Below are 24,751 nucleotides of genomic sequence, written 5' to 3'. Positions count from 1 at the left end.
CTTTTGCCTTATGGCAGTTGGTGCGGATGGAGGGACTCGAACCCCCACGGTCTCCCGCCAGAACCTAAATCTGGTGCGTCTACCAATTTCGCCACATCCGCTTCTGAACCGAAGCGCATTCCTCAGAACGCACCATAATTCGTCTCAGATATTGAACCGCCCCTCGAAAGCGCGCGTCTCTATATCATCCAATTTTCCCGGTTCAAAGGAAAAAAAAGCCACCTTCCCCGTAGAGAATTACCGGGCTCGATCTGGCTATCCTTTTCCGTCCCTATATAGCGATCCTGCGCCGTCAGCCAACCCTTTTGAAATAAGGAGTGTTCTCGGGATCAATAAAGCGGCTCCTGATAGAGCTGCCTTCCGTCTTCCTGCAGGACTTTGATGACCGGCATTCCTTTCGGATCAACGGCAACAACGGCGGTGATCCGCCGCTCCTGCTGGCTGTCTTCAATCGCTCGTCCCTGTCCTTCGGGCACATAATATCTTTCGATGCCGAAATTGAGACGAACATTCGATTGCGGATCGTCCGATATGGAATAGGCGGCTTCACCGCGAATCTGCACTTCGTCCGCTGCAAGCTCTGAAAGAGGAGCGAATGAAGCGCGTGAGAACCGGGCTATGCCGTTCGCATCAGGCTTCACAGCCACATAGACCGTGCGCGAGCCCGTGGAGGGCGTCCCATTTATATCCTTTCTTGCCAGACTGGATATCTCGTAGCCGAGAATAACGTAATCGCCGCGCATCAGATCGCGCGGGTCGATTGGCTCTGTCTGGAGCGTCACTTCCGCGCCTGAGCGTAAAATCGAGGCGCGTTTTTCAATGCCAGCATAGAGAATGCCGGTTTGCAGCAATGCGGTGATGGTTGCCCCGACATAGAGCCATTTGAACCGAGTGGTCATGGGTGCACCTCCGCGCTGCTTTTCCTTCCGAAGCGGTTCTCCATGCGCCGGACGAACGCAGCCAGCAACAGGACCAGAATGCCGGCAGTCAGGAAGAAGCCGGAGGTCCCGATCATTGTGCCGACTGTCTCGAAAGCCAGATAGAGAACTTCGATTGAGAAAGCTGCGTAAGCTATGGAGCGCAGACCGCCATTGTTCCGCCCACCAACAGCAATTGCTCCGATCGCAAGCGCCAGAATGAAAATGCTATACAATATGTCTCGATCCAGACTTGTCGTCATACTGGAATAAGAGAACATCTGGTTGAGCTGAAGTGTAACAAGGGATAGCAGTGCCAGAAGCAGGCCATATGCCGCGAGCGGGTGAGCGAAACGGGTCAGCCTTTGCATCGTTGCATGGGCAAAACCGTCGGCCAGTATGAGGCCAATACCCACAATCAGCATAAGCACCAGCACGGTATTGCTTTCGCGCTCGGCATAGATGAGCAAAGCCCAGCCTATGGAGAACATCGCCCACAGGTGCGCCGCATGCCGCGAGCGCGTGAACAAGGCCGCAGCGGCACCGAACGCCAATAGCAGCGGCCCGACCCAGCGATAGGTCAAGTCATCATAAGATGACGTGTCGAACACATATGTCGAAAGATAGAAGCAGGCGACGCCTGCCCCAAATGCAGCCAGCACCGGGGCGCGCAGAAGAAAGGCCGAAATCAGAACGCCGACGGACCAATAGATTGCGGCGGAATGGATGTCGCCGGACAAATGATACATTTGCCCCACAAGCGCCAGCCCTGCCCCGAAAGATGCAGCCCCCACAATATAGAGCGCAGCCGGGAACAGCTTGTCACCCCGAGCTTGCCGCCACGCACCGCCGAGGTAGCTCACCCATATAAGAAAGAATATGAAGCCTATACGCATAAGGCGCGGCATTTCCTGCCAGTTGGCGGCAACGAGCATGATAACGGCTGCACCAAGAAGCAACCCGCCAAGGGTGGCCAGAACGGAACCGAGACTGAAGATCGATGCACGCTTTTGAAGGTCGGCATTCAGTTTCGATGCAGTCTCCGCATCGATCAGGCCGTCCCGCTGCCATCGCTCTATCAGGCGTTCCACAGAAATCGAAAATGACAAATTAGCTCCTGATCAATCCGTCAGTAGTGGTAAGCGGCTGGGAACATATAGGAAACTGCGCCGCCGGCAAATAGCGGGATCAAACCGCTTTGCGGCAATTTTGTGCCCTGCGAGTCTAATCGATTTAGAGTGACCTGCAGCACCCGCAAGGCAGCTATGCAAACTCGGGTCTGCAACCTGCGAAAACAATAGCTTATATCATGGGCAACAAACGAGATGAATTGAACAGAACTCCAGTTCCTCAACGATGAAGGAATAGCACGATGAACCTGCTTCGCTCTTACAACAACTGGCGCCGTTACCGCGACACCGTCAATGAACTCAGCCAGCTTTCCACCCGTGAGCTGAACGATCTTGGCATCTCCCGCGCGGACATTCCGTTCGTGGCTCGCCAGACCAAGGCTCGCTAATTTAACGAGCCTCACAGTTTCTTCCGATACGGGTTTCACCAAGTCTGGCTCCTCCTCCCACCAGATTTGGTTCATCGCAGAACCACCCTCCTCCCAGGTTCTGCGATAACAAGACCGGTCCTCCTCCCAATGCCGGTCTTACCATAATGGCATCCGTCGCTCCTCCTCCCCGCGACGGATGCCATTTCTTTTTGCGGCTCGATTCCTCTTCCCGGCGCGCCTTCTCCATTGAAGGCGTTCAGCAAAGGCGATAAGGGAATGGCCATGTCAAAAACATCCGATCTTACTACCGTTCACGTCGTCGGCGGCGGCCTTGCCGGTTCTGAAGCTGCATGGCAGCTCGCGCAGGCGGGCGTGCCCGTCATATTGCACGAAATGCGTCCGGTACGCGGCACCGATGCGCACAAGACCGAGCAACTGGCAGAGCTTGTCTGTTCCAACTCTTTCCGCTCGGATGATGCCGAAACCAATGCCGTCGGCGTTCTTCATGCCGAAATGCGGCTTGCCGGATCGCTCATCATGGCTTGCGCCGACGCTCATCAGGTTCCTGCCGGTGGCGCTTTGGCTGTCGATCGCGAGGGCTTTTCGCAGGCCGTTACGGCCAGGCTTGAAGCCCATCCGCTGATTACCATCGTTCGGGAAGAAGTCACCGGCCTGCCGCCGGAGGAATGGGGAACGACCATCGTTGCCACCGGCCCCCTGACCGCGCCTTCGCTGGCGGAGGCCATTCAGGCGCAAACCGGCGCGGATGCTCTGGCCTTCTTCGATGCCATTGCGCCGATCATCCATTTTGATTCGATCAATATGGATGTTTGCTGGTTCCAGTCGCGCTATGACAAGGTTGGTCCTGGCGGCACCGGAAAGGACTATATCAACTGCCCCATGGACAAGGAGCAGTATGAAGCCTTCGTCGCCGCGCTGGTCGAAGGCGACAAGACCGACTTCAAGGAATGGGAAGGCACACCCTATTTCGATGGCTGCCTGCCGATCGAGGTCATGGCCGAACGCGGTCCGGAAACATTGCGCCACGGCCCCATGAAACCGATGGGCCTAACCAATGCGCATAACCCGACCGTAAAGCCCTATGCTGTTGTGCAGCTTCGTCAGGACAATGCGCTCGGCACGCTCTACAATATGGTCGGCTTCCAGACGAAGCTGAAATACGGCTCGCAGACCGGCATCTTCAAAATGATTCCGGGACTGGAGAACGCGGAATTTGCGCGCCTCGGCGGCCTTCACCGCAACACCTACCTGAATTCTCCCGTGCTGCTCGACGGTACGCTTCGCCTGAAATCACGCGAAACATTGCGCTTTGCCGGTCAGGTGACGGGCTGCGAAGGCTATGTGGAATCGTCAGCTATCGGCTTATTGGCGGGCCGTTTCACAGCCGCCGAAAAGCTGGGACAGACACTGACACCGCCGCCGGAAACCACGGCATTCGGCGCCCTGCTCGGTCATATTACGGGCGGACATATCGTTGCTGACGACGAACCAGGCAAACGGTCGTTCCAGCCGATGAATGTCAATTTCGGCCTGTTCCCGCCCGTCGATGTTCCAAAACCGGAAGGCAAGCGCCTGCGGGGCAAGGAAAAGACAATTGCCAAGAAGCGTGCGCTTTCCGCGCGTGCGCTGGCGGATTGTAGGCAATGGCTGGGGCTGGCCGAGTAATACTGGGACAGGCTTCAGTTCGAATGGACTGAAGCCTGTCCTTTTTGAATGCTTAGAAGTTGGCTCTGAACATCAGCCATTGTTTCCGAACGGCAGAAATGTCCGCCACCTTTTCCGCAGCCTGCGCGCCGAGGCGCTCGATTGCCCGCAGATAGGCCGGGACAAGCCCCAAAGGCAGGAACGCTGGACCAAGGTTCTTTGGCAGCTGTAATTTGTTCTTCTCGAAAATTGCCAGATGTTCCCGCGCGAAAGCCAGCATGATGCTGATGACGCGTTGAACAGCGGCCTTGTCTTCACCCGCAATGAAAGTCTCGCGGGTCACGCCGACCGCCTGCAACATATCCGCCGGAACATAGAGTTGGCCTCGTCGCCGATGAATAGGCAAGAGACGAAGCAAACCGGTCACGGCCTGCGCGACGCCGGCATGGCCGGTTGTCTCGGTCTGTGCCTGCGCGGCATCCCGGTCCAGTATAAAACCGGCCAGTTGGATGATCGCCGAAGCGGTTTCCCCGCAATAACCTTCCAGATCGTTGCGGCTCGGCATCGGATCGTCATAAAGATCAAAGATGCGTGCTTCGCAATAATTGTCGAAGGCTGCTCGCGGCAATTCATATTTGTCGATTGTTCCGATAAGGGCTGCGGCAACGGGGTGCGCTTCCGCACTGCCCCTCGCCTCGCCATTGATGAGGTCACGCCACCATTGCAACCGAACTTCGCCCGGAAGCGGTTCATGGACCAGATCGCGGATACGCGCGATTTCGGCATTGAACGCGTATAGTGCAGCCAAGCCGCCGCGACGGTCCTCCGGTGCGTAAAGCACTGAAAGATAGCGGTCCCGGTCAGCTTCGCGAAGCAATGCCAGGCAATGTGCCTCATTCTCGTTCATGGTATCAATCTACAGCAATCAGCGCCGCCGCCACCGCGCGATCTTCGGCCAGAAGCACATTATAGGTGCGAACGGCAGCACCTGTGCTCATGGGATCGGAAGAAATGCGGTGTTCGCGCAAGATGGCGCGCACATCTTCGGGGATACGGCGGAGATCCATGCCCGTACCCACCAGCAGAATTTCAATATCGGATGCCTGTTCCAGGATCATTTCCAGATCAGCTTTGGCCAGCACCGGCGGCGTGGCGGGTTCCCAGCCATGAATGCCCGAAGGCAAGCACAGGATCGATCCGCGATGCGACATTTCCGCAAAGCGAAAGCCTCCATTGCCATAGGCATCAATGGGCGCGCGGCCCGGAAAATGGGCCTCTCTTATCTCTATCCCATGGGCCATTGTCAGCTTTCCAAATTCAGCGATTGCGCCAGTTCGTCGTCCATGGAATCGCTGGACTCATTCGGTCCGCGCGGCTTGAGGCCGAACTGGACCAGCAAAGGGGCCGCGATGAAGATCGACGAGTAGCTTGCCACTATAATACCCACGCTCAATGCCAGCGCGAAACTGCGAATATCCGCGCCGCCAAAGGCATAAAGCGGGATATGCGCGAGGAATGTCACGAAGGACGTCAGCAAGGTACGCGACAGCGTCTGGTTGATCGAGGCGTCGATGATGGCAGGCAACGGCGCGCTTTTATAAACCCTCAGGTTCTCGCGCACGCGGTCATAAATCACCACCGTATCGTTGAGCGAATAACCGATGATCGTCAGGATCGCCGCGACGCTCCACAGATTGAATTCCATCCGGAACACAATGAACATGCCCGCGAGAATGATGACGTCGTGCAGAGTAGACAGCACCGCACCAAGGGCGAGTTGCCAGCGGAACCGGACCCACACATAAATGAAGATACCGATCAGCGACAGAATGACCGCCAGAATGCCGGCGCGAGAGAGCTGTTCCGAGACAGTCGGTCCAACGACTTCAACCCGCTGGAATGAATAATCCTGCTCGAACTCACCGCGCAATTTCACCGCGACGGTTTGTTCGGCATCGTCGCCGACTTCCTGGCTCCCGATAATGACGAGAGCAGAACGCGGGGATTTTGCCGGCAGGACATGGGCGCTGTCGATATTGAGTTCGGTAAGACGTTCACTGATGTCTTCCAGATTGGCATCGCCGCTGCGCGCCTGCAGCTCGACCATCGAGCCGCCACGGAAATCAATGCCGTAGTTGAATCCGATATTGACGAATAGTGCGACCACAATCGCGCAGGCAAGCACCGATATGCCAAGGGTGACGAATTGCAGGCGCATGAAAGGAATGTGCGTTACAGTCGGGACCAGCTTCAGGCGACGCTTCGGCACTTCCTTTGGCTTGGCCGTGCGCACCCATTGCGCAATCAGCAGGCGTGTGAAGGTGAGCGTGGTGAAGAGCGTCGTGCCGATACCGACCGCCACCGTCAGCGCGAAGCCATGAACCGTTCCCGAGCCGAGCAGGAACAGAACGAGCGCCGCAATAAGTGTGGTGAGGTTCGCGTCGATAATGGTCGAGAGGGCGCGATAGAAGCCGGATTCCATTGCCTGGACGACGGAATAGCCCTTGCGGCGATCTTCGCGAACACGTTCATAAATCAGGATATGCGCGTCAACCGCCAGACCTATGGTCAGCACAAGGCCGGCGATACTTGCAAGGCTGATCGAAGCGCCGATCAGCGAGAGTATGGCTGTAAGGATGATGATGTTGACGGCGAGCGCGATCATGGCGATCACACCCAGAATGCCATAGGACAAGACCATGAACAGGCCGACGAGCAGCGCGGCCAGCAAAGCGGCCAATGCTGCGGCGCTCGCGTAATCTTCGCCCAGAGCGGATGCGATCGTGCGTTCTTCCAGAACCGTCACGTTTTGCGGCAGAGCGCCCGAACGCAGCACGACCGCCATATTGTTGGCCGCCTGAAGATCGAAAGCGCCGGAAATCTGCAGCTCATTCGTGTCGAGCTTTTCATCCACGGCAGGCGCGGATACGATCTGGTTATCGACAACGATGGCAAAGCTTCCGCCAACCAGATGCGATGTTGCTTCGGCGAGATTCTTGCGACCCGCATCGTCCAACGTCAACGTAATGACGGGTTCGCTATCATCTTCGCCTAGCGTCGCCTTCGCGTCAGTCACATTGGCGCCCGTCAGGATCGGCTCCTTCTTGACGAGGTAACCTACAGGCGGATCGTCATAAGAGTAGATAACTTCACTGTCGGCAGGCGGCGTGCCGCGAATGGCATCATCCGGCCCCATCGTGCTGTCGACGGCGCGGAAAGAGAAATTGCCCCTGACGCTCAGAATGTCTTTCAGAAGCTGTGCGTCATAAACGCCGGGGACCTCAACCCGAATCTGATTACGGTTTTCCGTTTCGACGAGGGGTTTGCCATATCCCAACTCCTCAAGACGCTGGCGCATGATGTTGGCTGTGCGCTCAAGGTCCCCTCGTCCCGGATTCTGTACCTGCAGGATCAAGCGGGAGCCGCCGGAGAGATCCAGCCCAAGGGCGATCTGCTGCTTCGGCAGGAATCCTGGCAGTTTTGCCAGCGTTTCACGCGAGAAAAAGTTAGGGGAAGCGATGACGAAGCTCACGAGAACCGCGAGCCAGATCAGGGCAGATTTCCAGCGTGAAAAATAGAGCATAGAGCAGCAATTCCGTATCAGCTTGGATAGAGCAGGCCGGAGTTCACCTGTTGCGAACCGCTCTCCGGCGTCGTGGCGCGCACATCGTTCTGGCGCTTGCCGAATAATGCACAGGCCCCGGTTATGGAAATCTTACCGGGGCCTGCATGTCGTAAAAAGAATTACTTGTTCTTGTTGTCGGCGACAGGTTCGCCCTTCACGCGAACATCCATCAGCGTGCTGCGCATAACGCGGATGCGAACGCCTTCCGCAATTTCAACTTCGAGTTCGTTGTCATCAACGACCTTCTGAACCTTGCCGACAATGCCGCCGCCGGTGACGACGGTATCGCCGCGACGAACCTGCGACAGCATTTCCTGACGCTTCTTCATCTGGGTCCGCTGCGGGCGGATGATGAGGAAGTACATGATCACGAAGATCAGGATGAACGGCAGAATGCTCATGAGCATGTCTGGTCCAGCAGCGCCGCCGGATGCTTGAGCGAAAGCCGGTGTTACGAACATTAGGAACTCCTCTGAAGTCTCGAAGACAAATTATTAACGGCATTACAATGGTTAGCGCGCCAAATGCAACCGGCGATGACCCCGCCTGCGCCAAGGTCGCACACTTTTCGCCTCCGCTGTGGCATGTTAAGCCATTACCCCTATCATCAGGGGCATGAAATGACGACCGAAGACATACTCAGCCAGAAACTGGACCGTTTGATCGCCGCTCTGGAACGCATTGCGCCGCCAGAAGCCAAAACACCCGATCTTGATGCCGCAGATTGCTTTGTCTGGGCTCCCGAACGACTGACCCTGGATCCGGTGAAGCGTGTTAACCGAGTGGATATCGAACTGATCCGTGGCGTAGATTTGGTACGTGACCAGCTTGTGGACAATACCCGGCGCTTCGCAAAAGGATTTCCGGCCAACAATGTCCTGCTCTGGGGCGCGCGCGGCATGGGTAAATCCTCGCTCGTCAAGGCTGCGCAGGCAAGCGTGAACGCGGAAACGCCGGACCGGGCTCCGCTCAAGCTGATCGAGATTCACCGCGAGGATATCGATAGCCTTCCGACATTGATGAATCTCATCAAGGATACGGACTATCGCTTCATCCTGTTCTGCGACGACCTTTCGTTCGACCACGACGATACGTCCTACAAATCGCTGAAGGCCGCGCTTGAAGGCGGCGTGGAAGGCCGTCCCGGCAACGTGATCTTCTACGCGACTTCTAACCGACGCCACCTGATGCCGCGCGACATGATCGACAACGAGCGCTCAACGGCAATCAACCCTTCGGAGGCCATTGAGGAAAAAGTATCGCTTTCTGACCGTTTCGGTCTCTGGCTCGGTTTCCATAAATGCAGCCAGGACGATTATCTGGCCATGGTCGATGGCTATGCTGCCTATTTCAAGCTCGTTTACGATCCAGCCAAGATGCATGCCGAAGCGTTGGAATGGTCCACCACGCGCGGAAACCGCTCGGGGCGTGTTGCGTGGCAATATATACAGGATCTGGCAGGCCGCCTCGGGATTGCCATGTAAAAACGACGAAATAGCGCATAAAAGAAAGGCGGGCTTTGGGGCCCGCCTTCTTTTGTTGAGTCACGTTCCGATCAGGATTCCAGATATTTGGAAGGATTGACCGGAGCGGAATTCTTGCGCACTTCAAAATGCAGCTTCGGAGATTTCGCATTTCCGCTCATGCCCGATTTGGCGATTTCTTCGCCGCGACGGACTTTCTGTCCACGCTGCACCAGAATCTGGCTGTTGTGCCCGTAGACGGTGACAAGGCCATTATCGTGACGGATCAGAACCGTCTGGCCGAACTCCTTCAGACCGTCTCCCGAATAGATGACCACGCCGTTTTCAGCAGCCTTCACCGAAGTGCCTTCTGGAACCATGATGTCGATGCCGTCGCTTACCGATGTGCCGTCACGCTGGCCGAAGCTTGCGAGAATACGACCGCGTACCGGCCAGCGCATCTGGGAAATACCGGTCGAGGACGGCGCTGCCGCCTGATCCTTCTCGGCATCCTCGATCACCTTGTTGCTCGCTTGCGGCGGCGTGTAGGGCTTCACATCAGGATTGGCAGCCGGTGCGGCTGCGGCCTTGGCCGGATTTTCCGGCGGTTGCGAAACTGCGGCAACCTGCGTTGCATTGCCAGCTGCGGCAGAAGGAATGACGAGGGCCTGCCCGACGCGGATAGCGCCATTCGACAGCCCATTGGCCTTCTTCAACTGCTCAACAGGTACGTTGTGCTTCTGGGCGATGGAGAAGAGTGAATCGCCGCTCTTAACCGTGTAGGTGCCGTTCGGCGCTGGCGGCGTGGTAGCATTTGCCCCCGCCGAGGCCATGTCGTTTGCCGAAGGCTTCTTGCCGTTGACGGCAGGCGCCTGCGGTGCGACCGCGATATTGTTATCCGTTGGCCGTGGCGCGGCGGGTGCCGGAAGCTGACCAAGAACCTTTTCCTGCGCGCCGTTTACGGTATTGCGCGTAGCGGTGGCTGCGCTGGCAACTTTGGTTTCGGCGGCATTGACCGTGTTGTTTACACGGTTTGCGGCCATGTCCTGCGCCTGCCCGACCTGATTCTGGATGTGATTTGATGCCGCTGCTACCGGCGCCTGAACCGACTGACGTGCAGCTGCGACCGGTGCCGCCATCGGCGCCGAGGATACCGGCGGCAATGAATTGCGCTGAACAGAGCCGCTGGAAGCGGGAGCCACAGGAGCCGCGGATGCGTAAAGATCGCCAGCCGGCTGCTGTGCGACACGCTGACTGGACGTAGAGCCCGTACTGATACCATCAGTGAAGCGCATCGTATCGGCACTGCACCCGGCACCAAAACCGGCAATCAGAACGATCGCGACATTCCGCAGGAGACGTTCAGACGTGTGCTGCAAAATTTGTAAACGCATGTTCAACTCGCCCATACTCGAAACTCAGTAAGGTGATTAAAACGCGTTAATGTTACTCTCTGGTTAAGAACGGCAATTCTTCGAAAAAAGATTCACCAATTAAATACCATAAGCGCACAAAGCGACCGAAAACCCTCACCGACGAGGCCGGAAAGAGCCGAACAGCCATCTTTTTGACGAATCGATACGCTGCCGTTCACAGAACGGACGAGACACCTTCGATGAAAGGCTGATAGCGGACCGCCATCAAATCCTCCTGCTCGAATCGGCTGCCAACCTTGGCGATGCGCGTCATGACCTGCGGACCATCGCCTGGGCCGATGGGAGCAATCAAAACGCCGTGTGTCGCGAGAAGGTCGACAAAGTGGCGCGGCACTTCATCAAAAGCGAGCCAGATCAGGATACGGTCAAACGGGCCGCCGGGCATTCCATGGCGACCATCGGCATGCTTGACCATGATGTTTTCGCGCTTCAACGACACGAATTGCTGCAAGGCGTGGTCGCAAAGCTTGCGATAGCGTTCAACAGTGGTTACGCGGCCGGCGAGCGACGACATCACCGCCGCGGTGAAACCGGAGCCTGTTCCGATTTCCAGAACCCGATGACCATGCTCCAATTTCAGAGCAGCGATAGCGCGTGCCTGTTCATCGATGCCCTCCATGTACTCGCCGCAGTCGAGCGGCGCAGTACGGGAACTATAGGCGAGATGAGACCATGCGGACGCGAGAAAACTCTGGCGCGGCGTGGCCTCTATGGCTGCAAAGAGACGCGGATCATCGATACCGTATCCGCGCATCCGCATGACGAAGGATGCAAATCCTTCCCTGTCCGAAAGCCGTGGGCGCTCAGACGCTGCCTGCCTCATGCTTCAACCCCAAGTGCTGCGCTCAATTCCGCCCGAACCTTATGCGCGGTCAGATCGAGGTGCAACGGGGTGACCGAAATGCAATCGGAACGAATAGCCGCGATATCGCTATCGTCGGCCACCGGGGCCTTGCCACGGCCGAAGTGCAGCCAGAAATAAGGAAAGCCGCGTCCGTCGCGGCGCTCATCGAGGCGCGCATCGTGGCTGAGCTTGCCCTGCGCGGTGACGCGCACGCCCTGCACTTCCTCCGGTCCGCAATTGGGGAAATTCAGGTTCAAGAGAACCCCTTCCGGCCAGCCAGCTTCCATCAGCTTTTTGATAAGGTCCGGCGCGTGAGCTTCTGCCGTTTCCCACGGAACGATACGGCGATCGCCTTCATATTCATATTCCTGCGACAGCGCGATGGCGCGTACACCCAGCAAGGTTCCTTCCATCGCGCCGGCAACCGTGCCCGAATAGGTTACGTCGTCAGCCATGTTCGCACCGGAATTGACGCCGGAAAGGACAAGATCGGGGGCACCCGGCAACACGTGGCGCACGCCCATGATAACGCAATCGGTCGGCGTGCCGCGCAAGGCGAAATGGCGTTCATCGATCTGGCGGAGACGGAGCGGCTCCGACAGGGTGAGCGAATGCGCGAGACCGCTCTGATCGGTTTCAGGAGCGACAACCCAAACGTCATCGGAGAGCTTGCGTGCGATCCGCTCCAGAACTGCGAGGCCTTCAGCGTGGATACCATCATCGTTCGTCAGCAGAATTCGCACGTCGTCACTCCTTCATCTATCAATGATTCTGATTCACGCAGCTTTCTCGATCCGCGTGAGGCCGCCCATGTATGGCTGCAATGCTTCAGGAATATGAATGCTGCCATCTTCTTCCTGATAATTTTCCATGACGGCGATCAGCGCGCGACCGACAGCGACGCCAGAACCGTTCAGCGTATGCACGAAACGGGTCGACTTTTCCCCTTCCGGACGATAGCGGGCATTCATGCGACGACCCTGGAAATCGCCGCAGACCGAGCAGCTGGAGATTTCGCGATAGGTGTTCTGGCCGGGCAGCCACACTTCGATGTCATAGGTCTTCTGCGCGCCGAAGCCCATGTCGCCAGTGCAGAGCACGACTGTACGGAACGGCAGGCCGAGGCGCTTCAGCACTTCCTCAGCGCAGGCAGTCATGCGCTCATGCTCTTCAATTGAGCTGTCGGCGTCAGTGATCGACACCATTTCCACTTTCAGGAACTGGTGCTGACGCAACATGCCGCGCGTGTCGCGACCGGCGGAGCCCGCTTCCGAACGGAAGCATGGCGTCAGCGCCGTATAACGCTGGGGCAGCGACTTCGCATCGACGATTTCGTCGGCGACCAGATTGGTCAGCGGAACTTCGGCGGTCGGAATGAGCCAGCGGCCATCCGTGGTGCGGAAAAGGTCTTCCGAGAATTTCGGCAGTTGGCCGGTTCCATAGACAGCTTCGTCGCGCACCATGAGCGGCGGCATCGTTTCGGTATAGCCGTGTTCCATGGTGTGCAGGTCGAGCATGAACTGGCCAAGCGCACGTTCGAGACGCGCAAGCGGCCCCTTCAACACCGTAAAACGCGAACCTGCGAGCTTCGCAGCACGCTCGAAATCCATGTAGCCGAGCGCTTCGCCTAGCTCGAAATGTTCCTTCGGCTGGAAGGCGAAGTTGCGCTGGTTGCCGACGCGGCGGATTTCAACATTGTCGCTTTCATCCTTGCCGAGCGGCACGTCTTCGAGCGGGATGTTGGGAATGGTCGACAGCGCGTCGCTCAATTCCTTGCTCAGGCGGCGCTCTTCGTCCTCAGCTTGCGCGAGAAAATCCTTCAACTCGGCAACTTCGGCCTTCAGCTTGTCAGCCGTAGCCGCATCCTTTGCGGCCATGGCCTTGCCGATTTCCTTCGAGGCGGCGTTGCGGCGCTCCTGCGCGGCCTGCACCTTGCCCACATATTCGCGGCGTTTTTCGTCCAGCGCCACCAGTTCGGACGACAGCGACTGAGCCCCACGCTTGGCGAGCGCTTTGTCGAGGGTTTCAGGGTTTTCGCGTATCCATTTGATGTCGAGCATGGGAAAAGCCGTTTCGTGAAATTGAACAGAAGCGAGGCCGCACAGATTGCGACCCCACGGAATCAACGCGACAGATCAGGACGATGAAGCGTTGTTTTCAGCGTCGGAAGCTTCCTGCGCCTCATCCCGCTTCTTCTCGATCATGCGAGCCACGATGATTGAAATCTCGTAGAGAAGGATCGTCGGCAAGGCAAGGCCGATCTGGCTCGCCGGATCAGGCGGCGTCAGCACCGCCGCCACGATGAAAGCGATGACGATTGCATATTTGCGCTTGTCCTTAAGACCTGCCGACGTCACCAGCCCGACGCGCGCCATCAGGCTCGTGACGACTGGCAGCTGGAAGACGAGGCCAAACGCAAAGATGAGCGTCATGATGAGGCTCAGATATTCCGATACTTTCGGCAGGAGTGAAATCTGCACTTCGCCGCTGCCGCCGGTTTGCTGCATGGCGAGGAAAAACCACATCACCATCGGCGTGAAGAAGAAATAGACGAGTGCGCCACCCATCAAAAACAGGATCGGCGATGCGATCAAAAACGGCAGGAACGCCATGCGCTCATGCTTGTAGAGGCCCGGCGCAACAAATTTGTAGATTTGCGCGGCAATGATCGGAAACGCCAGCACAATGCCGCCGAACATTGCGACCTTCACCTGCGTAAAGAAGAATTCCTGCGGTGCGGTATAGATCAGTTCTGCCTTCGAGCGGTCCATGCCCGCCCAGTCGAGCGCCCACTGATAGGGCACGACAAGCAGGTTGAAGAGCTGTTTTGCGAAAGCGAAACAGAAAACAAATGCCACGAAAAATGCCAGAATTGCCCAGATGAGGCGGCGGCGCAGTTCGATCAGGTGCTCAAGCAGAGGCGCTGCGCTCTGTTCGATTTCGTCCTCGTCGCGTGTCACACTTTGGTTCCTGTCTTTGTCGTGGTCTTTTTGGCAGGTGCTGCGGCAGCAGCCTTTGCAGTTTCAGGTTTCGCTGTTGCCGGCTTTGTGGAAGCTGGCTTTGCAACCGAAGCTGCCTTCGGCGTGGCCTTCGTTTTGGCTGCCTTGGCTTCGGTCGCCTTGTTCTCTGCCTTCGGCGCAGTCTTGCGAGCAGCCTTTTTGGGAGCAGCGGCTTTTTCCGGCGCCGGGTTCACAGCAGGCGGCACCGTTGCGCCACCGGCATCGATCGGCGTCGTTACCTCAGCGACTTTATCAGGCGTCGCCGGAGACATGGACGATGTCGACTGCAGGCCGGCGCGCAAATCCTCGCCGGCGCTTCGAATCGGATCGAATACCTGCGTGAGCTTCGAACGCGGATCGAGCTTGCGGGTCTCATCGATGATGTTCTTGACGTCCTCAAGCTCGGCCTCTTTCAAGGCTTCATCGAACTGCTGCTTGAACTCGTTGGCGGTGGCGCGCATGCGTGCGGTTGCCTTGCCGAATGCCCTCAGCATTTTCGGCAAATCCTTGGGACCGACCACCACGATCATCACGATCGCAATAATCAGAAGTTCAGACCAACCGATGTCGAACATATTCTCGATACCCCGCGCAATTCGCGCGCGCGTCCCGTCTTTCGGCGGAAAACCGCACTAGTAAATGGCAAAATATGCTGCGCGTGCATTCCCACACGCAGCACGCTTTATCCGTTAGATCAGGACTTGGTGGTTTTCTTGACGTCGTTGACGGTTTCGTCAGCCTTGGCGTCGATCGTACGACCCGAATCCCTGGCTTCATCCTTGGCGTCTTCGTCGGACATGCCCTGCTTGAAGTTCTTGATGCCCTTGGCAACATCGCCCATCAGCTCGGGAATCTTGCCGCGGCCAAACAGAAGAAGCACAACCGCCAGGACGATCAGCCAGTGCCAGATGGAAAAGCTACCCATTTTATTCCTCTCATTGCCGCGAACGCGCGGCATGTTCCTGCAATGCCAGTTACGATTTAAGCGCTTTCAACAAATCTTTCAAACAGAAGTGTGACGGTGAACGGCTTTGCGACAAATAAAATTGGCTACAAAGCCCGGACCGGGCCTATTCACCGCGCGGAGCGAGCAAGCCAAGGCTTTCCAGATCAATATCCTCAAGCGGCTCTTCGTCTTCCGTCAGTTCGTCCGGATCTATATTCGGGATGGGAACGGCGAAACTCGACGGCATGCGCGCAGAAAGTAGCCCTGCCCCGCGCAATTCCTCCAGTCCGGGCAGATCGCGAATTTCCGGAAGGCCAAAGTGATCCAGAAACGCATCGGTCGTTCCATAGGTGACCGGGCGACCGGGCGTGCGGCGACGCCCGCGCAATTTGATCCAGCCGGTCTCCATCAGAACATCAAGCGTACCCTTCGAGGTTTCGACGCCACGGATGTCTTCCAGTTCGGCGCGCGTGACGGGCTGATGATAGGCTATGATAGCGAGCACTTCCATCGCGGCGCGTGAGAGCTTGCGCTGCTGCACGGCTTCGCGGTTCATGAGAAAGGCGAGATCAGGAGCGGTACGAAACGCCCATGCGCTGCCGACCTGCACAAGATGCACGCCGCGCGTCTCGTATATTTTCTGCAGATGCTTGAGGACCGGCGCCATATCCACATTGGCGGGCAGACGTTCCGCCAATGCGCGTTCGGAAACCGGCTCGGACGACGCAAAAACAATGGCCTCCACAATGCGCGCAAGCTCGGCAAGCCCCTGCGTCGAAACCGAAACTTCCGTTTCGATCTGATCGTCGTCTCTATCGACCTCAGCCAGATTTCGGCGGTCCGCCTCAGACATCGTCATCCTCATCCAATTCGCTTATATCCCCTGTCGCCCTGATATAGATCGGCTCGAAAGGGGCATTTTGCCTGACTTCCAGCTTGCCCTCGCGCACAAGCTCAAGGCTGGCGGCAAACGAACTTGCAAGCGCGGAGGCTCTCTCGCGCGGCGAAAGCGCATAATCGATCAGGAAGCGATCAAGCGATATCCAGTCGCCCACCGATCCCATCAGACGCACAAGCGCCACTCGGGCCTCCTTCAAAGACCAGACAGCCCGCTTGGCGATCTGCACCTGAGAAACGGTCTGGCGCTGTCGCTGTGAAGCATAGGCCGTGAGAAGGTCATATAATGTCGCGGAAAACTGGCTGGTTCTGTCCACCACAACCATTTCCGGCATGCCGCGTGCAAAAACATCCCGCCCCAGCCGGTTGCGGTTGACGAGTTTTGCCGCCGCATCGCGCATGGCTTCAAGCCGTTTCAAACGATAATGCAGCGAAGCGGCCAGTTCCTCACCGGTCGCGCCATCATCGCCCTGCTGCTTCGGGATCAGCAGTTTGGACTTGAGGTAGGCAAGCCAAGCGGCCATGACGAGATAATCGGCGGCAAGTTCAAGGCGCAAGGCGCGCGCCTGCTCCACGAAGTGCAGATACTGCTCCGCAAGCGCCAGAACGGAGATGCGGGCAAGATCGACGCGCTGGCTTCGTGCGAGATGGAGCAGCAGATCGAGCGGCCCTTCAAACCCCTGCACATCGATTAGGAGCGACGGTTCGCTTTCGCTGCGTTCGGTTTCGCCCTGCCACAGCGCATCCATCGGTACGAGCGTCCCGTCTTTGCCGTCCGTGTCTGCTCCCGATGCTGCCAAGCCCGTTTCCCTGTTGATAAGATTTCCCCGGCGGATGGTCCGCCGACGATCTCAGTTTATCAAGTTTTGACGATTACGCTATCAGTTCGAACATGGCGCCGAATTCTGCGCGCAATTCTTCCTCATCGGAAAGATCGGGTTCGCCTGCATAAACCTCAGCCAGATCGGCGCGGCGCTTTGCCTTGCCTTCAAGAACCGGCACGCGTGCCGCAACTTCCTTCAGTTCTTCCATCACGCCTGCGCAATAGAGAACCATATCGCAGCCCGCACCAATGATGCCGTCTGCAATATCGCCAAGGCTGCCCGACAGCGCCTTCATGGAAATGTCGTCGCTCATGACAAGGCCATCGAACTGGATGACATCGCGAATGATGGTGTTGATGACGGTTGGCGACAATGTCGATGGGCGTTGCGGGTCGATGCAATCGAAAACGACATGAGCCGTCATGGCCATCGGCAGATCGTTCAGCGCCTTGAACGGCACGAAATCATGCGCGACCAGTTCGTTGAGAGGAACGGTGACGCGGGCAAGTTCCTTATGCGTGTCGGCAAAGGCACGGCCATGCCCGGGCATATGCTTGATCACCGGCAGCAGACCACCGGCGAGCAAGCCTTCAGCCGCAGCTCGTCCCATTTCGGCAACCGCATGCGGATTCTTGGAATAGGCTCGCGCGCCGATAACATCGTGCGCGCCTTCAACGGGCACGTCCAGCACCGGAAGGCAGTCCACATTGACGCCGACTTTCAGCAAATCGAATGCATGGAGGCGAGCGTGAAGCCATGCAGCGCGCAGACCTGCTTCGCGATCGCGCGCGTAAATCGCACCGACTTCCGAGGCAGAAGGATAATTAGGCACGAGCGGCGGGCGAAGCCGCTGCACGCGGCCACCTTCCTGATCGATGAAAACCGGCGTCTGGTCGCGTCCCGTCAGGTCACGCATATGCGCCGTCAATTCGGAAACCTGTTCCAGGCTTTCGACATTGCGCGCAAAAAGAATGAAGCCCCACGGTTTTTCGTCGCGGAAAAACGCGATTTCGTCTTCTGTCAGTTTCGTTCCCGACACGCCGGCAATCCATGCCTTGCACTCTTTCATGCGTTCTTCCCCAAAATTGTCCGGAAATGCTGTACTCAAACAAGCCCGCTCCGGTTTAACCGAAAAAACCAAGGCTTGGTAGTGGACCATGAAAAAGGGCGACCTAAGCCGCCCTTTCGATATTCAGTGTCCGATTGATCACTGCGTGACGAAGCAGCTGCCGCCAGCGGACTTGAGACGTGCACAAAGTGCAGATGCGTCTTCCTTGGAGCCGCCCTGAACGCGGACACGATAGTAAGTGCCCTTGCCCGGAATGTCAGCGCGCTTGATGTCAACGCTGCGTCCGCCGATCACGCTGCCGTACTTCTGGGCCATGTTCGCATAGGACTTCTGGGCCAGTTCAGCCGATGGCTGCGAAGCGATCTGGATGAAGTAACCGCCTGCACCTGCCGCCGATGCAACCTGCGTTGCAGCCGGTGCGGGAGCCGGATTGGCAGCAGCCGGAGCCTGCGTGCGCTGCGGCACATTGCCGACAATATTGACTGGCTGCTCCGCAGGACGCGACGGAACCACCGGAGCGCGGACAGGAAGACGCGGCGCTTCGGCAGCCGGCTGTGGCTGCGGCGACGGTGCCTGCGCGGCTGGTTCTGCTGGCGCATTGCCTGCTGTAAGCGCGCCGATTTCGTCACCGCCCGCAGGCGCTGTTGCAGCCGGCGGGGTAGCGTTTACCGGTGGCAGCTGCGAGACAGTTTCCTCCGGCGCCGGGGACGGCTGAACGATAGAGCCATCCGGCCGCACGATCATGGTTTCCACTTCGCGTGGCTGGACCAACGGCGCATTGCGGTTGGTGTCCTGATTGGCAGCAGGAGCATTATCCACCACCTGCTGCTCGTCAGGGGTGTTGTCCACCATGTTCTCGCTGTCATCCGTGCCGGAAATATCGACGGGCTCTTCGCCGGACGTAATCAGCGACTTTTGTTCCGGATTGTTCGGCAGCGTACCGGCAACGCGGTCATACACCGCCTTGTCCTGGTTCGGCACTGTTGCACCGCCCGGATTTTCCGGCTGCATCTTGATCGGCTGATTATCGGCGCGAATCACGACCGGCTCGCCGGAGCCGCTGCCGCCGATAAAATGATAGCCGATACCGCCAAGCAGCACCGCCACACCGGCCACACTCGCCAGAATAAGGCCGCGACGACCGCGAACCGGGCGATTGCGATAGGCTTCGGCAGCGCTGCCAAGGTCGTCTTCCGGCTGCATCGCAGCGCGTTCGCCATAGTCACCGGCTTCGAGCGACTGCGCACCCTGGGCGGCCCAATGATTGTAGAAGTCGTCCTCATTGCCCCGCTGGCTGGAAGGCTGCACCGGAGCTTGCGCGGTCGCCTGCGAGCGGCCATATGCCCCGGCAGCTGCGGCTGCACCAACGCCCAATGCGGCAGCGCCGACAGCGGCGCCAACACTGGCACCCGAATTTGGCAGATAGCTGGAAGCGCTTTCGCGGAATATATCCTCAAAAGCCCTGTCAGCTTCGGTCTGTGCATCGGACTTTGCCGATTCATCGACGCCAACCGTATTGAAGACCTCTGCAAATTCCGCTTCGAGGTCCGTCAGCCCGGCATTGCTTTCTTCTTCGCCGTAATTGATTTCCGGCAGATCGAGCGAATGTGTCTGTTCGACCTTTTCTTCGGCAACGCTCAATGTCTCGACTTCCGGCGCTGGCGCGCTTACCGCAGCCCTGTGAGCAGCTCCGAACGGTGAGAACGAAGCCGGGGAAGTCCGGTAATCATCATCCGAACGCACAGCATGTGCGTAAGCAGTGACTTCTTCCTCAGGTTCCGCGCTCAGATCAAGATCATCTTCCGTGAAGAAATCCTCTTCAGTGAAAGCGCTTTCGTCCGCAATGTCGGAAACGTCGCCGGATGTTTCGAAACCGAAATCGTCTTCCGACAAGCTGATTTCATTCAATTCCGAGAGATCGTCGTCAGTTCCCTCGGCAACACTTGGAGCTGCGGTTTCCTCAACATCGAACGAAAAATCGTCTTCGAAGGAGAAATCGTCTTCATTGCCAAGAGGGGATGCCGGATCCGCTACAGGGGCATAGTCGGCCTGCGGCGTCTTCGCTACCGAATCCTGCCCTGCAACTCCCGAAGAAAAATTGCTCCGCGTATAATAGGGATACCCGGAAGGAACAGCCTGCGGCGTGTAGGCTCCCGCATCCTCTGACGGCGCGACAGCTTCAGATTCGCTATCAGAGGCCAGATCATCGAGCTGCAAATCATCGAAGCGGAGGTCTTCCAGTTCCGGCGCGTCCTGATATCCAGAATTCTGCACTGGTGCCGCATCGTGATAGAGATTTGGCGTTTCTGCGGGCGCAACATGCGAGAAATAAGTCTCGGTCTCGTCACGAGCCACTGGCTGCGGCTCGTCGCCAAACAGAAGATTTTCCAGTTCGTCTTCAAGCGAAACCGGCGCGGAAACCGCAGCATATGACTGCTGTTCGGGCTCGACGGCCTGAACATTCCAGTCGTGAGCACGTGCCGATTGGTAAGCCTCTTCGTGCGGCTTTATGGCCGGCTGAAAGATCGTCGGATCGTAATCGGTCTGATCGATATGAAGCGGCTCGATAGTTTCCCTGCGGCTGTATACCGAAGACGATGCGGCGAAGTTATCTTCGTGCGAATCACGAGCAGCCGAATAGTCGTTATAGTCGAATTGCGGTACGGGTTCGGTGCGATCGGCTTCTTCAAATTCAAGCGTCTCGAAGGAAGGCGTTTCCACTTCGGGGGCCAGCTCGTCCTCATCCATCTGAAGATCAAGCTCATCTTCCAGGGCGGAAGCAAGTTCTTCCTCATGTATCAGAGGTTCGCCAGACTGATAGGAAGCGTCGTGCGTCGGCACCGCGAACTGTGACTGGTCCGCAGGCTGAGAATAATCATTGAAATCACCGAGCAGCTCGCGCTCCAGATCCAGCGATGGATCAAAACTTGGCTCTGTCCGGCTATCTTCCAAGTAACTAGGTCGGCGCTCATTCCAAGCGACGTTGTCATCAGCAGGCGTGCCGAAGTCCATGATCCGCGACAGTTCCATCAGCGGGTCGTCTTCGTGCAACGGACGCTCGCCGTAATTACGGGGATTTGCACTGCTGTCCGTCATAGCGTGTTCCTAACTCAAACCCTGGACGCCGCAAGACGTCTCCATACATTGCTTTATTAGCGAGGCAATGTGGGCAAAAGTTGACGGAAGTTTCCTGCGCCAGAAGGAAGACCAATGACTTGCGTTCATTATGGCCTTCCACCTGTTCGACTTGCCAACTTTTGCCTTCAATCAGTCTTTCGACCTGAAAAGCTTCATGACAGTCGCCTGGTCTCCGAAATCATCTCACGCCGCATATTCCGGCGCGCAAACTGCGGAGACCATTCTTCGAGTATAATTCGTTTCAAAAGGCCTTCACCTTCCAAACTATACTCTAGCGCATTTCCGTTGGAGCATCCGCACCGATTATTGTCAGTCCGGAAGTCAGCACATCGGAAACAACCTGTACCAGCCCTAGCCTGGCTAATGACAAGTCTGGATCGTTAACCTTAATAAAACGTAAGTCCGGGTTCTCTGTGCCTCTATTCCACTGCGAATGGAACGCGCTGGCGAGGTCATAGAGGTAGAAAGCCAGCCGATGCGGCTCCTGATGGATGGCTGCTGCTTCGATCAGACGCGGATATTCTGCGAGCTTGCGAACGAGCGCGATTTCGCTTTCATCGGTCAGCTTGTCAAAATGCGCGGCCATGCCGACCCGATCGAGATCGGCCAGGCCGAGTTGATCGGCGGCCTGCCGGAAAACCGAGTGGCAACGCGCGGAAGCATATTGCACGTAGAAGACCGGATTGTCCTTCGACTGCTCCGTCACCTTGGCAAAATCGAAGTCCAACGGCGCATCGTTCTTCCGGTAGAGCATCATGAAGCGAACCGGGTCACGGCCGACTTCATCAACTACGTCGCGCAGCGTGATGAACTCGCCTGCCCGCTTCGACATGCGCACAGGCTCGCCGTCGCGGAAAAGCTTGACCAGCTGGCAGAGCAGCACCGTCAGCTTCGCCTTTCCGTCGGAAACAGCCCTTGCAACCGCTTCCAGACGCTTGACGTAGCCGCCGTGATCGGCGCCCAGCACATAGATCATCTCGTTGAAGCCGCGGTCGTATTTGTCCTTGAAATAGGCAACATCGCCAGCAAAGTAGGTGAAAGCGCCGTCGGACTTCATCAGCGGACGATCAATATCGTCGCCCACCTCGGTCGAACGGAACAGGGTCTGCTCACGATCTTCCCAATCTTCCGGAAGCTGGCCCTTCGGCGGCGGCAGCTTGCCCTTATAGACATGGCCCTTGAGCGTCAGGTCGTTGATTGCATTGCGAATCGCCCGCGCGTGATCGACATGCAGTTTGCGTTCCGAGAAGAAGACGTCATGGTGCACGTTGAGGGCATCGAGATCGGCGCGGATCATCGCCATCATGGCGTCGATCGTGCGGTCCTTGATCAGAGCGAGCGCCTCAACTTCCGGCATTTCCAGAAGCTTCGTGCCGAATTCCTTCGCAAGTTCCTGGCCGACCGGCACGAGATAGTCGCCGGGATAAAGACCTGACGGAATTTCACCGATATTTTCGCCTAACGCCTCGCGGTAACGCACCATGACGGACCGCGCCAGCACATCGATCTGCGCACCCGCATCGTTGATGTAGTATTCCTTGACCACATCATAGCCTGCGAATTTGAGCAGATTGGCCAGAACATCGCCCACGACCGCGCCACGGCAATGGCCGACATGCATGGGACCAGTCGGGTTTGCCGAAACATATTCGACATTGACCTTCGTGCCAGCCCCGAGTTTGGAACGACCGAAATCCGTGCCCTCGTTCAACATTGCAGCGAGCTCGCGCTGCCAGTAGCTGGCCTTGAGACGCAGATTGATGAAGCCCGGACCGGCAACATCGACGGTTTCGACATCCTCATCCGAAGCAAGCGCCTCGGCGATGCGGGTGGCAAGTTCGCGCGGGTTCTGGCCGACAGCCTTGGAGAGCACCATCGCAGCATTGGTTGCAATATCGCCATGGGAAGCATCTCGCGGCGGCTCGACACCGATGCGGGAAAGGTCGAGTTCGCTACCGTCTTTCGGTTTCAGATCAATATCTTGCAACGTCTTTTTGATACGTGCGTCGAAATCTGCAAAGATATTCATGGTCTGTCCTGTCAGGCTTCCGCCGGGCTTTGTTTCGTCGCATTGTCCGACGCAAAACCGCTTCGCACTTTTGCTGGAAATGCTCTAAATTTTCTGCGGAATCCGGCCAGTCTGCCGGAAATGCCGCTTCGTTTGGCCCCGATTAAGCTAAATCGGGTGTGCGGTCAAACAATCGTCGGTGTTCCCGCACGGCATAATTGTCAGTCATCCCGGCAAGATAATCCGCAACCCGCCGCGCACGCGCGGCTTCATCCAGCGTTTCGCATCCCGATTGCCACTCTGGCGGCATGATCGACGGATCGGCAAAACAGGCATCAAAAAGGTCCTGCAATATCTTGTCGGCGGCGTGCCTGCGCACCACGACGCTGTCGTGAAAATAGAGGTTCTTGAACAGGAACCGTTTCAACACCTTTTCATCGGTTCGCATGGGGTCGGAAAACGCCACCAGCGCACGCGACTGATTATGTACGTCTTCGACGCTTTGCGGCTTTGCCACGGCCAGACGGCGCTGGGCCTCCTCGATCACGTCTTCCACCATGGTGGTAATCTGCCTGCGCACCAGTTCATGACCGGTGCGCACGGGGTCAAGATCGGGATAACGGGCCCGCACAAGATCGAGCAGGCGTTTCGTCAACGGCACCTCATCCAATGCATCGAGACTTAACAGCCCTGCCCGCAAGCCGTCATCGATGTCATGGGCGTTGTAGGCGATATCGTCGGCAATGGCCGCGCATTGCGCTTCCAGACTGGCGAACCGCGTCAGTTCCAGATCATAGCGTTCATTGAAGTCGAGAATCGGCAACGGAACCGGGACATCCGGATGCGTCGCATGTGCGCCCAACAGCGGGCCATTGTGCTTGACCAGCCCTTCCAGCGTCTCCCATGAGAGATTGAGGCCATCGAAATCGGCGTAGCGATGCTCAAGCTTGGTCACGATTCGGAGCGACTGCGCATTGTGATCAAAGCCGCCGAAGGCTTTCATGCGCTCGTTGAGTGCCTCCTCGCCCGTATGGCCGAATGGCGTGTGACCGAAATCATGCACAAGCGCCACCGCTTCGGCCAGATCTTCATCGAGCCGCAATGCGCGGGCCAAAGCGCGGGCAATCTGGGCGACTTCTATCGTATGCGTGAGACGCGTGCGGTAATGATCACCCTCGTGTGCGATGAAAACTTGCGTCTTGTGTTTCAGACGGCGGAAGGCCGTGGAATGGATGATTCGGTCGCGGTCGCGCTGGAATGGCGTGCGGGTCGGGCTCTCCGGTTCCGGCACCAGACGGCCACGGCTCCGCGCAGGATCACAGGCATAGGGCGCGCGTTCGCGATAACCGAAGCCTATTCCTTCCAGCGACATTGCGATGCATCCTTCACTGTAATATGATTACACAAACCGGTGCGGAC

At 57.5% G+C, this 24,751-nt stretch carries 22 protein-coding genes and 1 tRNA gene; 3 read left to right on the top strand and 20 right to left on the bottom strand.

The window, feature by feature from the left end; all coding sequences use genetic code 11:
- Positions 1-18: 18 nt before the first annotated feature.
- The 3 genes from J9800_RS06050 to J9800_RS06040 form a co-directional block, all read right to left on the bottom strand.
- A tRNA-Leu gene (locus J9800_RS06050) sits at positions 19-101 on the bottom strand.
- 228 nt (positions 102-329) lie between these two features.
- Positions 330-899 carry a GDYXXLXY domain-containing protein gene (locus J9800_RS06045; RefSeq protein ID WP_114215519.1) on the bottom strand — a complete coding sequence of 190 codons (570 nt, stop codon included), beginning with the start codon at positions 897-899 and terminating at the stop codon, positions 330-332.
- Entirely contained in the window at positions 896-2,026 is a 1,131-nt protein-coding gene (locus J9800_RS06040) for a DUF2157 domain-containing protein (protein WP_114215520.1), read from the bottom strand. The genes J9800_RS06045 and J9800_RS06040 overlap by 4 nt, the downstream gene beginning before the upstream one ends.
- Before the next feature lie 263 nt (positions 2,027-2,289).
- Here J9800_RS06040 and J9800_RS06035 point away from each other — a divergent pair, with 263 nt between their 5' ends.
- Positions 2,290-2,436, top strand: coding sequence for a DUF1127 domain-containing protein (locus tag J9800_RS06035; RefSeq protein WP_006466676.1), 147 nt, complete (start codon positions 2,290-2,292; stop codon positions 2,434-2,436).
- Positions 2,437-2,700: 264 nt separating this feature from the next.
- The gene (gene trmFO, locus J9800_RS06030; protein ID WP_114215713.1) at positions 2,701-4,104 is read left to right on the top strand and encodes a methylenetetrahydrofolate--tRNA-(uracil(54)-C(5))-methyltransferase (FADH(2)-oxidizing) TrmFO; all 1,404 of its coding nucleotides are present in this window, start codon (positions 2,701-2,703) and stop codon (positions 4,102-4,104) included.
- Positions 4,105-4,156: 52 nt separating this feature from the next.
- On the opposite strand, the gene J9800_RS06025 is transcribed toward trmFO, so the two are convergent.
- From J9800_RS06025 to yajC, 4 genes are read right to left on the bottom strand one after another with little or no spacing between them, the layout of a single operon-like run.
- Positions 4,157-4,990, bottom strand: a complete 834-nt coding sequence (locus J9800_RS06025) for a phytoene/squalene synthase family protein (RefSeq protein WP_114215521.1) — start codon at positions 4,988-4,990, stop codon at positions 4,157-4,159.
- Between the two features lie 4 nt (positions 4,991-4,994).
- Positions 4,995-5,384 (bottom strand): Mth938-like domain-containing protein, encoded by a 390-nt coding sequence (locus J9800_RS06020; protein ID WP_114215522.1) that lies wholly within the window; start codon positions 5,382-5,384, stop codon positions 4,995-4,997.
- A gap of 2 nt (positions 5,385-5,386) precedes the next feature.
- Positions 5,387-7,771, bottom strand: coding sequence for a protein translocase subunit SecDF (gene secDF / locus J9800_RS06015; protein ID WP_114215523.1), 2,385 nt, complete (start codon positions 7,769-7,771; stop codon positions 5,387-5,389).
- A 56-nt stretch (positions 7,772-7,827) separates the two neighbouring features.
- Positions 7,828-8,169 carry a preprotein translocase subunit YajC gene (gene yajC / locus J9800_RS06010; RefSeq protein ID WP_006466672.1) on the bottom strand — a complete coding sequence of 114 codons (342 nt, stop codon included), beginning with the start codon at positions 8,167-8,169 and terminating at the stop codon, positions 7,828-7,830.
- Between the two features lie 159 nt (positions 8,170-8,328).
- Between yajC and J9800_RS06005 the strand changes: the two genes are divergently transcribed.
- The gene (locus J9800_RS06005; RefSeq protein WP_114215524.1) at positions 8,329-9,192 is read left to right on the top strand and encodes an ATP-binding protein; all 864 of its coding nucleotides are present in this window, start codon (positions 8,329-8,331) and stop codon (positions 9,190-9,192) included.
- A gap of 71 nt (positions 9,193-9,263) precedes the next feature.
- Here the strand turns inward: J9800_RS06005 and dipM are convergent, their stop codons facing one another.
- The 13 genes from dipM to J9800_RS05940 all read right to left on the bottom strand — a co-directional run bounded on the left by dipM (position 9,264) and on the right by J9800_RS05940 (position 24,704).
- Complete coding sequence (gene dipM / locus J9800_RS06000) at positions 9,264-10,580, bottom strand: cell division endopeptidase DipM (protein ID WP_114215525.1); 1,317 nt, start codon at positions 10,578-10,580, stop codon at positions 9,264-9,266.
- Between the two features lie 181 nt (positions 10,581-10,761).
- Positions 10,762-11,430, bottom strand: a complete 669-nt coding sequence (locus J9800_RS05995) for a protein-L-isoaspartate(D-aspartate) O-methyltransferase (RefSeq protein ID WP_112587972.1) — start codon at positions 11,428-11,430, stop codon at positions 10,762-10,764.
- Positions 11,427-12,194 (bottom strand): 5'/3'-nucleotidase SurE, encoded by a 768-nt coding sequence (surE, locus tag J9800_RS05990; protein ID WP_114215526.1) that lies wholly within the window; start codon positions 12,192-12,194, stop codon positions 11,427-11,429. Before surE ends, J9800_RS05995 begins: the two co-directional genes overlap by 4 nt.
- 33 nt (positions 12,195-12,227) lie before the next feature.
- Positions 12,228-13,511: a serine--tRNA ligase gene (gene serS, locus J9800_RS05985; protein WP_114215714.1), complete on the bottom strand. Its 1,284-nt coding sequence runs from the start codon at positions 13,509-13,511 to the stop codon at positions 12,228-12,230.
- A gap of 75 nt (positions 13,512-13,586) precedes the next feature.
- Entirely contained in the window at positions 13,587-14,411 is an 825-nt protein-coding gene (gene tatC / locus J9800_RS05980) for a twin-arginine translocase subunit TatC (RefSeq protein WP_112587968.1), read from the bottom strand.
- Entirely contained in the window at positions 14,408-15,025 is a 618-nt protein-coding gene (tatB, locus tag J9800_RS05975; RefSeq protein WP_210845668.1) for a Sec-independent protein translocase protein TatB, read from the bottom strand. Before tatB ends, tatC begins: the two co-directional genes overlap by 4 nt.
- Before the next feature lie 119 nt (positions 15,026-15,144).
- A complete protein-coding gene (locus J9800_RS05970; protein ID WP_006466664.1) occupies positions 15,145-15,375 on the bottom strand; it encodes a twin-arginine translocase TatA/TatE family subunit in 231 nt (76 codons plus the stop codon).
- Positions 15,376-15,520: 145 nt separating this feature from the next.
- Positions 15,521-16,249, bottom strand: coding sequence for an SMC-Scp complex subunit ScpB (scpB, locus tag J9800_RS05965; RefSeq protein ID WP_114215528.1), 729 nt, complete (start codon positions 16,247-16,249; stop codon positions 15,521-15,523).
- A complete protein-coding gene (locus J9800_RS05960) occupies positions 16,242-17,093 on the bottom strand; it encodes a segregation and condensation protein A (protein WP_112587962.1) in 852 nt (283 codons plus the stop codon). The genes scpB and J9800_RS05960 overlap by 8 nt, the downstream gene beginning before the upstream one ends.
- 73 nt (positions 17,094-17,166) lie before the next feature.
- Positions 17,167-18,186, bottom strand: coding sequence for a beta-N-acetylhexosaminidase (nagZ, locus tag J9800_RS05955; protein ID WP_112587960.1), 1,020 nt, complete (start codon positions 18,184-18,186; stop codon positions 17,167-17,169).
- A gap of 138 nt (positions 18,187-18,324) precedes the next feature.
- Positions 18,325-21,282 carry an SPOR domain-containing protein gene (locus tag J9800_RS05950; protein ID WP_114215529.1) on the bottom strand — a complete coding sequence of 986 codons (2,958 nt, stop codon included), beginning with the start codon at positions 21,280-21,282 and terminating at the stop codon, positions 18,325-18,327.
- Positions 21,283-21,595: 313 nt separating this feature from the next.
- Positions 21,596-23,353, bottom strand: a complete 1,758-nt coding sequence (gene argS / locus J9800_RS05945; RefSeq protein ID WP_114215530.1) for an arginine--tRNA ligase — start codon at positions 23,351-23,353, stop codon at positions 21,596-21,598.
- 142 nt (positions 23,354-23,495) lie between these two features.
- Positions 23,496-24,704 carry a deoxyguanosinetriphosphate triphosphohydrolase gene (locus J9800_RS05940; RefSeq protein WP_114215531.1) on the bottom strand — a complete coding sequence of 403 codons (1,209 nt, stop codon included), beginning with the start codon at positions 24,702-24,704 and terminating at the stop codon, positions 23,496-23,498.
- Between the last annotated feature and the right edge of the window lie 47 nt (positions 24,705-24,751).

Source organism: Ochrobactrum sp. AP1BH01-1, from assembly GCF_018066705.1.
Classification (GTDB): Bacteria; Pseudomonadota; Alphaproteobacteria; order Rhizobiales; family Rhizobiaceae; genus Brucella.
Note: the sequence above shows the minus strand (reverse complement) of the source record. Positions and strands in the feature narration are given on the sequence as shown.